Origin of the sequence: Aquimarina addita (assembly GCF_039539305.1) — a bacterium.
In the GTDB taxonomy this organism is placed as follows: domain Bacteria; phylum Bacteroidota; class Bacteroidia; order Flavobacteriales; family Flavobacteriaceae; genus Aquimarina; species Aquimarina addita.
On the sequence record NZ_BAABCW010000008.1, the window covers coordinates 181,767 to 194,909 of the forward strand.

The window sequence follows — 13,143 nt, forward strand, 5'->3', positions numbered from 1 at the left end:
ATAGCTTATATACTTAATAAACTAATTCATAAATCTACGTTCTATGGCAACGGATACAAACATACAGATATATATCGGCAGTGAGCAAATCCCTGCTTTTCATAGTTTATCCTTACATCAGGAAATCGATGCACATCATAATTTTGAGCTTGTCTGTAGAAAGGATGTATTAGATGTTAATTCTGATGATATATCAGGCAACAGTGTTAATTTTCTGGGAGAGATTTTTATTATAAAAATTCAATCCCTTAATAGTTTCTCTGATGACGAAATACTAGAATTCAAAGGGATTGTAACAAATGTAAATACCGTCAAGGGTTTTTATCACAAAACCGGAGATTTGATCCATATCATAGGAAAAAGCTGTAGTATTATTGCAGATGACGGGCCACATTATACTTCTCATCAAGATCTTGCAATATCAGAAATTTTAGAAAGAACATTTACAGGCTATGATAAAGGAGTATTACAGTTTCAATTTTCACCTAAAAAACTGACACCTATACATTATACGGTACAACAAGAAGAAAGTTCGTTTGCTTATGCCAGTAGATTAGCAGCGCAGTATGGAGAATGGTTCTATTACAATGGAAAAAAATTAGTTTTTGGTAAACCAGAAAGCAAAGACCCAGTCACTTTACGATATGGATATGATCTGTTAGAACTCTCTATGAATTTAGAAGCCATTCCTAACAGCTTTAAATATTTCACCAATGATTACCTTAATGATTCTTTTCATGAGGTAAAGACTAAAGAAGTGTCTTCTAACATCAATGGATTTGCTGCGGTAGTAAATCAAAAGAGTAATCAAATTTACCAAAAAGAAACACAGGTTTTTGTTAGCGCTCATGATGATCCTCAAATGAAATCCAGAATTGATGATCAGGCCGCTATGTTAAAACAGGCAAATGAGGTAAATCAGGTAAAAGTTAAAGGAAAAAGCAGTAATCCCTCTATTGCAATAGGTAGTGTGGTACAAATAGAAGGAGAAACCTCCTCATATGGAGGATACAGAATTACTAAAATATCGCATCAGTGCAGTGAAAATGGCAGATACGAAAATATTTTTGAAGGGATAACAGCAGATACAGAAGTGTATCCTAAAACTTCGCTTAAGGCATTTCCAAAAAGTAAATCACAGACTGCCGTGGTAGTAGATAATGTAGACCCAGAAGGCATGGGGCGTGTAAAAATACAATATGCCTGGCAAAAAGAAACCGGAGAGACTTCTCCATGGATCAGACAAGCCAGTCTTGCCGGAGGGCCAGGGCAAGGAATGTATTTTGTTCCGGAAAAAGGAGATGAAGTGATCATAAGCCATGAAGGTGACAATGCAGAAGCTCCTATTGTACAGGGTAGTGTTACTAATGCATCCTCTATACCAGAAAGTTTTAAGAGTGGTAATAATCATCTGAAAGCAATCAAGACCAGAAGTGGCAATCAAGTTACTCTGAATGATGCAGATGGTAGTGTTACAATTGCAGACCCCAGCGGCAATACCATTGTGATGGGTGGCAATGGTGAAATTACTATCAATGCACCTAATAAAATCACCTTCTCCTCTACCGATATTGCCATAGAAGCCAGTAATGATCTTACGGTAAATGCAGGAAATAATATTACATCTACAGCCGCAACGGATATTAGTGCTAAAGCAGGTGCCAACCTAAGTATGGATGCAGGTAATGATCTAAAAGCAAGTGCCAGTGCCAAAACATCTATAAAAGGGTCAAAAAGTGTTTCTGTATTTGGTAAACGAGTATCGATTACAGGGTCTGTAATGACCAATATACAGAGTGGAACTATTTTAACAGTGATTACTGTCGGAGTTTTAAACTTGACAGGTGCTGCCAGTAGTCTTTTAAACGGAGCAAGGGTTAAAGTTTTGGGAGGTAAAGTAAATATCAACTAAATATGGCGATCGAAGTACAGCATAAAGATATTTTTATTCCTACTAATGAAGATTCGATTATATATAACATTGATACCTTCAGGTATATAAAATCTCCAGAAGAACCAGTAGAGAACAGAATTCAGTTAAAAATTAAGAAAACATATATTAAAAAAGATCAGATGGGATTTCTTTTTTCTGTGGAAGTATTAGAACGAGAACAAAGTAATAAAGAAGGTGTTTTTGGTATTGAAGATCAACTCAACCAATTACAAAATAAATTAATCCTATATACAGATGTGCATGGAGAAATTACCTCCATCATTAATTGTGGACAAATCTCTGAACAGTGGTATGATCAAAAAGCGTCTTTTAAAAAAGCTTATAAAGATGAATTAGATACTATTGATGATTTTATTGTAGGTGTAGATGCTATGATCAATGATCATTTTGAATTTTTGAATCTGGTAAAAAAATCAGAAGTGGCTACATTACTATTTCCTCCGATATATGATCATAATTTAGTAACAACAGCATCTGTTGATCAACAGCGGGTATGGTATGATTTTTTTGATACCACTGCCCTGCCCTTTAAAATAAACACAAAAATAACTGCCATTAATCAAAATACAAATGGGTATCAATTAGCAAGAGCTGGCTCACTTGATACAGCCCGATTTGATGAAAACAAAGCTACAGCATTAATGAGTACTCTTTTTGATGTCCATAAGTACAATATAAAAATAGATCTTAATTCTTTTGAAGCCTATGATTTAAATAAGGATCACACGATAGCAGCTGCTACCTTGCTAATGAATGTAGAAATCCCGGGAGTTTATAGTTACAGACAGATCAGTAAATTAAAAGCGAACTAATATGTCACAGCAACCTACATCATCTCCAGAAGCAGAAGAACCAGCAATGGTAGAGAAACGCATTTCTTATGAAGGGTTTCAGATCAAATGTGATAAGTGCAAAGCTGGTAAAGAATTGATTTCTATGAAGTCAACGACCAAAACAGTGACCATAGATGGCAAACCAATGGTTACCAAGATAGATATGGTGCCTATGGTTAATATTCCACCATTTTCGACATGTGATAATCCTATGATTAGTAAATGTGTCCCTGCGTTAACGGGATGGCTTGATATTGCAGAAGAAACCGTAAATACTGAAAAATTTACTCCCTTGGTTGAGCACAGTGAATTCACTTGTACTCTGGGCGGTGGTATCGTAACCTTTGCACCTCCTACAGCGCAATCCGCAATTATGGGACCTAAAAAACCTAATATTGTTGATCAGGCAAAAGCTAAAATAAATGGCATGGTCAATAAGGTTGCTGACATGGCAAAAAAAGTAACGGATGGTATCGCCTCAGAAGTAGGCGGTATGATAGAAGGAATGCGACCCATAGGACAGCTATTTGATAATCCTACGATGCAAAATATGATCACCGGAGCAACGGGAGCATTAGAGCAAGCAAATCTTTCTAAAGAACAATTAGATACTCAATTAGCATCGTTAGAACAAAAAGTTCCCGAAATTAAATCTAAAATTTCTGACACCATCAATGGTATAGAGGTTCCTTCGTTAGAAGATATGGGAATATTTGGATCAGAACTATCTACTGAAGAAGCGCTGGTGCTACAGCAAGGAATTATGGATTCTACCAGTGAGCTAGAAGGGTATTTTAATAATGAAATCAATTCGGCTAGCCTTATTAATTTGGATGGGAATTCTAGTGGAGACTTTACTATTCCTACACTTTCTGATAAAGGTCCTTTAGAAAACTGGTTAGATCAAAAAAAGCAAGAACAAGCAAATCTTGATAACATCGCCGCTGCAGAATATGGTAGTATGACCGAGCAGATTACAACCATTAATAAAGATGCCACTTTTGATAATGGAGATGACAGCAAAGAAGCGTTATCCTTATTATACAGTTTATACATTCCATCACAAGCAGGACCTATTCCCATTCCCGGAGATGGAGAAGTATCTGATTTATTAACAAATAAAGCCAAGGACGAAGCACAAAATTATGTTGACAATAAAATAAATACGTCTAAAGCTACTTTAAATGCTACCATCCAAAACGAATTAGATGAAGAACTAAAAGAACTGGGGTACGATAAAGCGCAGAAGGAAATTGATGAATTACAGCAAAAGTCCGGCGATTTACAAAAAGATATGGATAAAGCCGAGAAATGGTTGGGTAGAATGGATAACTACGATGATTTTATAGATGGCTTAAAAACCAAATATACTGATAAAATTACCGGTGCTTATGGTGAAGCTGCTAAGAAAGCAGGAGCCAATCTTGGGCTTTTAAATGTTTCGTTGGATGGGATGAGTTTTATCGTAGATGGTTTACCTCCCGGGGATGTGGTTACTATGGTAAAAGCAAAACAAGAGAAAAACAAAAAGGATGAGGAGGATGATAGTAACAAAAACAAGGATGGCGATGCAAAAGGTGGAGCCTTATCAAGAAGTGACAAAGAGCCTAGTCTAAAAGCTTATTGGGGAAGTCCTCAAACTATATAATAATTTTGATTTGAAATTTAATCCAACTTATGCTAAATATTCACAATCTAATAGAATCTCCAAATCCAACCTATTTAGAAGTAGGTAAGATTGCTTTTCTTTATTGCGACTTAAAAAATTTCCCTACAGATAACTGTACTTTTTATATATATAGGATAGACGATCCTGATAAAAAAATAGGGAATTATAAAGAAATTATAATAAAGGGGGCTATTCAACAAAATAGTTCTTCTTTAGATGAGACTATTACGGAATTAAGATCAATCCAACCAGTAGCACCAAAACTTTCTTGGTTTGAAGAAAAAGAGGAAGAAATTAGAGCTGCCTTTGATGTAGAAGTGGATGGTATTAGAATCAAATCAAGTGATCATATAATAATTATTAAAAAAGGGAACATTACGATTAATCTTTATTGGGGTGACGAATACAAAGAATCTAATAAGCAGAAGGTTAGAGTTTATGCTGAATATTTACGAAATGGATCTGACGTATCTTATTACTCTAAATTCAAATTCAAATTAAAGAGAACATCTCATGCTTTATTTTATGGTCAAAAGTTAAATAAATATAAAGAAGTTTCAGAAGAATCTAGGAGATCAAGAAAGAAAGTGAATGAAATTATTGTCGCAGAAAGTGACCCTATAGAAATCGATTATTTCCTAAAGTACTTTTGCGAAGTAAATATTTTACCAGAACTTTTAAATACTGATTATGAAATGCAAGATAGAAATTTTCGAGCTGATAAAGAAGAATTGAAGATATTCAAGAGGGATCATCTTAAAGGAGGTGAAGAAATTATATCCTTTTTAAGAAGCAAAGAATTAATTCCCGACCTTTTCTATGACAATCTGGTTACTAAAAATGAATTCAAAGCATACCTTAAAAAGATGGAAGAAATTAGATCTGCTATTAGTGACGTAAAAGATATAATGAAAAAAAGAAGCCTACATGGATTTGCTTTAAGTCGTCTACAAGATTTTGCTAATTTATTGATTAAAAATTGGGAAGGCAGCAAATATATCCACAAATTTTTTAAAAATGAATATGAAATAGCAATTCGTTATATTCATCGCACCAAAGATAAAAGAAAGCAATTATTTGAAAACTGGTTGGAAATTGAAATGGGAATGCTTCCGGGAAGTTCAATTTTTAATGAAAGACGCCTTGAGATTCAAGATCAACTAAATGATTTTAATGCATTACCACATCTCTTAAAAGACAGCAGCTATGGTCTATATTTAAATACAAGAGTTCATTCTTTTAATGAAATGATAGATAATTTTGATAAGTTTCAAAAAATGTTTGATACAATTGAACAATCAACGATTAATTTTTTGAAAGAGGCAGCAGAAAAAACAAATTTTACTTTTTAAAACAAATTCTTTTTAAAATTATAGTAATTAAACGATTTCTTGAAAATGAAAGTATTTGTGAACGATGCAGTAAACAACATCAATATATTGGATGAAAGAATAGATTTAGAATTTATTCTAGATATTATTAATATATTATCGAATCATCGTGATTCTCAAATCAAAATATATGATCGATTAAAATCACATTATTTACTGATGATCAATCCTAATGGTCCAGAAGAATGGAAAATAGACCATCCCATAGAACAAAACAAAATCCATAAACAATGCTACGCAACAAAAGAGCAATGCATTGCTATTATCAAAGAACTGTTTAAAAAAGGGCATATTGATGATATCCCGGGATTTATAGAAGTTCCTATTCGCCATTTCACCCTAGATGAAATGTTAGCATTTAAAAAAGAAGATGACATGATGCTTAGAGGTGAAGATCCTGATCTGTACAAACCTACTCCAACTCTATCTATGCAATCAGAGGTACTAAAACAAAAAGAAACTCAGAAAAAAAAGCCACAGCATTCTTTTGTCGTAGGAGAAAAGCCTACTATTACAAAAGAACCTACGAAATCGACTCCGGTTCTTCCTGTTTTTGAGCAAAACAAACCAAAAACCTCTCCATTACAAGAGTTTAAAAAAGAAACAACACCTAAAGAAGATATCCCTCTTATCTCCAAAACAGCAACTCAAACTCCTGTCAAAAAGGAAAATACCCCTGAACCACCTAAAACAAAGATTGCTAGTTCTACTAACGCAGAAAAAATAGTAGGTGCTAAAAAAGAAACTTCTAAAACACCTCTTCAATCAGAACCAAAAATAGCAACACCTAAAAAATCAGATGACAATAGCTTTTTTAGTATTTAAATTATTACTAAGAAACTCTTTTTATGAACTGCCTCAACCCAAGGGTACATAGTTTTAGAAACAAGACTGGCTTTCTTCTTGGTTCATACGTCTACATATCCTGATTCTTTGTGCTACACTATAGGCAGAGCCATGAGGATTCTATTGATTAAAATCAGTCGCTAATTTAAAAGTATCTATAATGATTATGGCGATCAAGGCTACATTACGACCTTTAAAATTCTATATTTTTAAGCATTACCTTTTTAATTGGAATTGTTAAGAAAGAAGTGTTGTCTATTCTACAACAGTGATCAACCTTATTTCTAAATCTGAAATATTACCAGCAGTATCTTCAATAATATAATCTAATGTGTAAAGTCCAGGGGTATTTGTATCTAAGTCTTGTAGTCCTAATATTTCCACATCATCAAATGTAAAATTATCTACATTATCGGTCACTGTTCCTCCTGGATCTACATAAACACTACCTTTTTTGATTTGAAATCCTATTGATGACAATGTAACTACTGGCTTCTCCGTGTCATTAATCTCGATATTTCTAACCTTGCTAACCGTCTGATCATAGGAGTCCGTAACTGTATAGGTTACTTTGTAGTCACCAGGAGTAGTTAGTTTAACTTCATTATTAACTTTTATCTGAGACGTAATATCGCCATCGAGATCATCCGTAGCTGTAGCTCCTGGATCAACATATACCCCACCTCTAACTGCATTAAATACAGAAGGACCATTTTTTAATGTAATTATTGGTGGATTATCTCGTATAACGATAACTTTTCTTATAGCCGTTCCTATATTCATTGAAGAATCAGTAACGGTGTATGTAATACTATATTCACCAATTTTATCTTGATCAACAGAATCTGTCACAATAATAGCATCCGTTAGATTACCATCTACATTGTCAATCGCAGTTGCATTAGGATATTGTAGCGTACTTCCTATTTTAAACACTAACGGATCATCTCCGGCTATAGTTATAACGGGAAGTTCTTTATCTACAACAATCACTGTTCTTGTAACAGATGCTTCATTCTCAGAAGTATCTGCTACTGTATATTTAATACTATAAGTTTTAGGGCTATTTATATCAACTGTGCCATCTATAGAAATTACTAAATCTTCAACAGCATCGATGTTATCAGAAACTGTAACTCCAGGATCAATAAATGCTTCTCCTGCATTTATAATGATTTCACTATTTCCATTTAATTCAATTACAGGAGCTTCAAAATCAGGTTCTTTATAATTTAGATTAACCGTGGCGTTGTTCTGAACTGGTATAGTATTGATATTAATCACAGCAAATTCTATTGTATGTTCTGCGATATCAATACCGGTATAATTACCGGTCGTCTGGCCCGCTTCTATCTCAATGTCATCTCCGGGTTCATACACAATACCATTGTATTCTAAACTACCCTCATTTGAGGTTATATAATTCATAATATATGTGGATGCTCCTACCGTTTCTGTAATAATAAAATCAATAGTAACACCTTCATTAATTAGTGCTGTTGAAGCCATAGCATTCGCTTTAAACGTGAAGTCTGGAGTTTCTGTCACTGCAATTTCTACATCCTTATGTATTTCTACTCCCAAGTTGTTCTTGACAGTAAAAATCATTTTTACAGGTCCTAAACGTTCACCCGCAAATTGCCAAGAAAAATCTTCAGCTGGTGTAGTTACGTATGTATCTGTAGCTAGTGCTTCTCCATCAATAAGTACGATACCCAAACCTGTTATATCGGTAGCACCAGATACGCTATATTTAGTTTCATAAGTAATATTATTACTTGCGCTAGTTATTGTCATGTCAATATCTAATGCAATCGTACCTCCTATATATCCTGATACCGGAGTAGGAATCACTTTAAAATTAAATCCTGGATCTTCTACATTGTATGTCAATTCGATAGTTACCTCTCTGTCATTTCTATCCTTGATGGTAACTAATATAGTATTACTCCCAGATGAAGCACCTTTATAGTAAATTTTATTGACTAAACTTTCTAATCTAATATAAGTATTCTCTTCAAAGGTCTCAGTATCTCCAATAGTAACTGTTCCACTTCCGTTTGTGATTTCATATTTTAAATCAAAGTCTCCTATCACAAATGCTTTATCTGCAGCAATGGTCAGTTCTATAGCTTTAGGTATCTCTAAAAAAGAATCAACTATGGTTTCACTTGTCTCAATAGTAAAAATTTCTATTACATCATCTGATATTTCTTTAGAACAAGCAATCAATAATGTTACTAGTAATAAAACTCCTAAAATAAATTTGTTGTGTTTTTTCATAAGCTTATTAAGAATAATTTAAATCCAGTCGTTTTTGCCAGCTTATAGCTAATGAAATAGCAATACTTACCATAAAAATTATTGGTTCTAAGAGTTTAAAAATGACTATTCGTTATAAATAAACAGATTTAATAACCTATTTTAAGGGAGCAGTGGGCAAACGAAAGGAATTTATGGATGAATGTTCTAATTCTGATGACTTCTGTCATTCACAATTCTTAACATCAATTATATATAAGATAGAGTCTACAAGAAAAAAAGCTAAGCTTGTTATGTAGAATTATTTTGAGCAACATTACTTTTAGTTTCAGTTATATTATTCTATAGTTTCTATTAACTTTGCCATAAACCATACATCCTATGTCAACAGAAAAATTAGCCAAAGCATTTCTCCTTTTTGACCAAGCCAATGCGTTAGACCCTAATAAAGAAAATGTAGCTGATAAATCAATTGCCAAAGAATTAATCTATAGTCTGCGAATGACTGAAACATTGGGCAATTTTGCTCCAAATGCATCTGTAGCTTTGCAACTCGCTGCACGTTCACAACACATTTGCCGATGGGAAATACCAAGAGACAGTTATGCAATGGATCGTATTGGTTATTTAACGTGGAGAGCAGAATTAAAAAAGTTTCATGCAGCAAAAGCTTCAGAAATCCTTACAGAAGTTGGTTATGATACAGAAACTATAGAAAGAGTGTCTTTTTTAATACAGAAGAAAAAACTAAAGAAAGATGATGGCACCCAAACATTAGAAGATGTAATTTGTCTTGTTTTTCTCCAGTTTTATTACGAAGATTTTTTAGAAAAGCATCCTGAAGAAAAAGTAATAGATATTTTACAAAAGACCTGGAAAAAGATGTCAAAAGAAGGACATGAAGCAGCTTTAGAATTAACATACTCAGAAACAGGGCTTGCTCTAATACAACGAGCACTCGCATAACACACTTCCCTTTGAATAAACGAGAATCATTAGACCACCAGACATTCAATCGACTCAGTAAGATGTATATCATTGCACTGGGAGCGATTGCATTATTTAGTTTTGGTGGGCAATTTTTTATTCAAAGGTATCTGAATTCTCAAATTGATGACTCTGAAATTATAAATATTTCTGGTAGGCAACGTATGCTCAGTCAGAAGTTATCAAAAGAAATACTACTCCTTTCGTATCTTCAAAATCACACATTAAAAGAGCAATATATAAAAGAATTAAGCACAACCATTGATCTTTGGAAAGAATCACACGAAAAACTAAAGCTTTATAATAACTCTATTCCTAAAGGAAAAAATGATAGCACAGAGATAAAAAAAATGTTTCTGGTACTGCAACCTTATTTTGAAACTATATATGAAAATAGCACACACATATTGGCGCTTGCAAAAAAGGATACTATAGACTCAGAACTTCTTAAATCACATCTCAATACGGTTATTTTTAATGAACCCCTATTTCTAAAACAAATGGATGCGATTGTTTTTCGATATGAAAAAGAAGCAAAAGAAAAAGTATCACGTCTTAAAAAAATTGAATATATTTTATTCGGCTTAATTACAATCATTCTAATTTTTGAATTCTTTCTTCTTTTTAGACCGGTTGCGCTTAGCATCAAAAAAACAATATCCAATCTTTTAATATCTAGAAAAGAAGCTACTACAATGGCTGCTAATGCCGAAAAATTCAGGAAAATTCAGAATAAAAATGTTCAAGAACTCATAGCACTTACTAAAGCGCTGGATCAAACGCTATTGTATGCAAGAGTAGATGAACAGGGTGTTATTCAAAGCCTAGGTCAACGATTTAGCAAATTATTACAATCTGATCACGGAGTTAATCAAAAAAATCTTGCTGAATTAATGCAATTAGGAGAAGTTCAAAAAAACCGGTTACTACAACTAATTGCACAAAATAAAGGTGGGGTTTTTAATGAGGAATTTGATTTTATAACCGCATCTGGTCAAAAAATATGGCTAGACATTTCTATCCTAAGTGTTTTTAAAGAATCCGGAAATAGCGAGCGACTTGTGCTTTGCTCTGATATTTCTAAGCGTAAAGAAGCTCAAGAAGAAGTGGAAAGATTAAACGAAGTAAAATATCAAGAGAAAGAAGAGTTACAAAAATCTAATGCTAGTCAGATTGTAGAAGCTCAAGAAGAAGAACGTAAACGAATAGCAAAAGAAATTCACGATAGTATTGGTCAAATGCTTACCGCACTAAAATTTAATATTGAGTCTATTAATACAGAAAATATTGAAAAAACAAATCAAAAAATAGCCGGACTCAAAAAACTATCTAAAGATCTTATTGTAGGCATTAGAGTTGCAACCTTTAATCTTACACCTCCTGAGTTAAAAGATTATGGAATAAGTACTGCATTGCAAAAAATGACAAGGGAACTTTCTAAATTAACAGGTAAGAATATTATTTTCGAAAACACATCTGATCCTGAATTACGATTTGAATCTCTTGTAGAAACCAATCTTTACCGCGTAACTCAGGAAGCTATTAATAATGCTATCAAGTATGCGCAGTCTGAGACAATAATTATAACCATAAAAAACTCAGAATCTATGCTTAGTATAACTATTGATGATGATGGTAAAGGATTCGATCTGGATAAGATCCCAACCAAACCCAAAAATAATGCAGAAGGTGGTATGGGACTCTTTTTTATGAAAGAACGCATGAATTATATCAACGGTAGAATCTTTATTAGTTCAGTTATCGGTCAAGGTACTAGAATTACACTTAATTACGTTATCGAATAGTCATCAATAACGAATCTGGAATACTCGTCTTATATTTATATTACCGAGCCTCTTTAAGAAATATGAACATAACCCTAATGAAAAAAAATAAACAAAAAACTATGTATACTATTGATTGGGCCTCTCAGGAAATATGGAAAAAAGAGGTTATCAGTAAAGAGTTTATTAAACATCTTACAGAAATTGAAGTACAGGAGTTGGTAGAAAACGATAACACTCAACTAGGTATCATTTCTGAAAGAGATCGTATTGAATGGATACAAAAGGAAGAGAGTTTCACGTTTTGGGATTCAAAAATAAAAAATCACATCTGTGAAAAAATCACTAAGGATGAAGATGACTATTTTGTAGGGTGTGACTATGAAGAGTTTAAGGGTGAATATTTCTTTGTAGCCAGCTTATGGAAAATGATAAAAGGAAAAGAGTTTATTATCTTAGAACATTATCATTAAACATTATTCATTCTATTTTTAATAACATCATTTCTATAATAATCGATGATACCATCTATTGGTCTTCTTACAATATTACCTACGGTTAGGTGATAAGGCCATACTGCAGCTCTAATTATATCTTCACTAAAATGAGCTATTGATCCAATAAAATGCACCGGAACATTCTGAGCTTCTGGAAAACACAACACACGAGTTTCTACAAACTCTTGAATTCCTTCTGTAATAATTTTATAGAAGTATCCGTTACGTTCACTTGTAAAAATGAATTCAGCAAAAGATGCTAAATAAGTATTAGGATTCTCTTTTTTGTATAAATTTTCTTTAATCGTATCAGAAGAAAGATCAAAACGTTTTTCAAACTCGGCTGCTACTGGTGGTGGCATTCTTTTATAATAATAATCACGTATCAATCTTTTACCAAAATAGTTACCACTAGCCTCATCCATGAGAATATATCCTAAAGAATCTACTCGCATTTTTATTTCATCACCATCAAAATAGCAACTATTAGAACCTGTACCCAAAATACAAACGATGCCTGGTTCTGTAGTGGCAGCATATACAGCTGCAACCATATCTTCCTTAACTATAACCTCAGTTGCTTTTACAAAAAAATCTTCAAAAATTTTCTTCAGCATTGCTGTGGGCTTATCTGTGCCACAACCTGCACCATAAAAATGAACAGCTTCAATAATATCAATACTCGACGCTAATTCTGCATTAGCACGTAGCCTTTCCTCTAGTAAATTTTTACCAAATACTGCAGGATTTAAACCTTCTGTGCGTGTTTTAAATACTACTTCTCCTACATCGTTGAGAAGGATCCAATCACATTTTGTAGAACCACCGTCTGCTATTAATATCATATAAAGATTGTTTAAAATTCTTGCATTACTATAAAAAGAAATAAAAGCCCCGAAAACTTAATAGATCGGGGCTGT

10 protein-coding genes are annotated in these 13,143 nt (G+C 33.3%); 8 read left to right on the forward strand and 2 right to left on the reverse strand.

Annotation, left to right across the window (positions count from 1 at the left end):
• The first annotated feature begins 43 nt into the window (after nucleotides 1–43).
• Genes ABD816_RS11780 through ABD816_RS11800 form a run of 5 tightly spaced genes read left to right on the forward strand, consistent with a single transcriptional unit; the run spans nucleotide 44 to nucleotide 6,672 of the window.
• Nucleotides 44–1,912, forward strand: coding sequence for a type VI secretion system Vgr family protein (locus tag ABD816_RS11780; protein WP_344927573.1), 1,869 nt, complete (start codon nucleotides 44–46; stop codon nucleotides 1,910–1,912).
• Nucleotides 1,913–1,914: 2 nt separating this feature from the next.
• Nucleotides 1,915–2,766 (forward strand): hypothetical protein, encoded by an 852-nt coding sequence (locus tag ABD816_RS11785; RefSeq protein WP_344927575.1) that lies wholly within the window; start codon nucleotides 1,915–1,917, stop codon nucleotides 2,764–2,766.
• A gap of 1 nt (nucleotide 2,767) precedes the next feature.
• Nucleotides 2,768–4,435 (forward strand): PAAR-like protein, encoded by a 1,668-nt coding sequence (locus ABD816_RS11790; RefSeq protein ID WP_344927577.1) that lies wholly within the window; start codon nucleotides 2,768–2,770, stop codon nucleotides 4,433–4,435.
• Between the two features lie 29 nt (nucleotides 4,436–4,464).
• The gene (locus ABD816_RS11795) at nucleotides 4,465–5,808 is read left to right on the forward strand and encodes a hypothetical protein (protein WP_344927579.1); all 1,344 of its coding nucleotides are present in this window, start codon (nucleotides 4,465–4,467) and stop codon (nucleotides 5,806–5,808) included.
• Between the two features lie 45 nt (nucleotides 5,809–5,853).
• Nucleotides 5,854–6,672, forward strand: coding sequence for a hypothetical protein (locus ABD816_RS11800; protein WP_344927581.1), 819 nt, complete (start codon nucleotides 5,854–5,856; stop codon nucleotides 6,670–6,672).
• Between the two features lie 276 nt (nucleotides 6,673–6,948).
• On the opposite strand, the gene ABD816_RS11805 is transcribed toward ABD816_RS11800, so the two are convergent.
• Complete coding sequence (locus ABD816_RS11805) at nucleotides 6,949–8,976, reverse strand: immunoglobulin-like domain-containing protein (RefSeq protein WP_344927583.1); 2,028 nt, start codon at nucleotides 8,974–8,976, stop codon at nucleotides 6,949–6,951.
• Between the two features lie 360 nt (nucleotides 8,977–9,336).
• On the opposite strand from ABD816_RS11805, the gene ABD816_RS11810 reads away from it, so the two are divergent.
• From ABD816_RS11810 to ABD816_RS11820, 3 genes are all read left to right on the forward strand, one after another.
• On the forward strand, nucleotides 9,337–9,921 hold the full coding sequence (locus tag ABD816_RS11810) for a DUF4202 domain-containing protein (RefSeq protein ID WP_344927584.1): 585 nt from the start codon (nucleotides 9,337–9,339) through the stop codon (nucleotides 9,919–9,921).
• A gap of 11 nt (nucleotides 9,922–9,932) precedes the next feature.
• Nucleotides 9,933–11,747 (forward strand): ATP-binding protein, encoded by a 1,815-nt coding sequence (locus ABD816_RS11815; RefSeq protein ID WP_344927586.1) that lies wholly within the window; start codon nucleotides 9,933–9,935, stop codon nucleotides 11,745–11,747.
• A gap of 77 nt (nucleotides 11,748–11,824) precedes the next feature.
• On the forward strand, nucleotides 11,825–12,199 hold the full coding sequence (locus tag ABD816_RS11820) for a hypothetical protein (RefSeq protein ID WP_344927587.1): 375 nt from the start codon (nucleotides 11,825–11,827) through the stop codon (nucleotides 12,197–12,199).
• Here ABD816_RS11820 and ABD816_RS11825 read toward each other — a convergent pair.
• Nucleotides 12,196–13,068 (reverse strand): BadF/BadG/BcrA/BcrD ATPase family protein, encoded by an 873-nt coding sequence (locus ABD816_RS11825; protein WP_344927588.1) that lies wholly within the window; start codon nucleotides 13,066–13,068, stop codon nucleotides 12,196–12,198. The two genes, ABD816_RS11820 and ABD816_RS11825, sit on opposite strands and share 4 nt — an antisense overlap.
• Nucleotides 13,069–13,143: the final 75 nt, after the last annotated feature.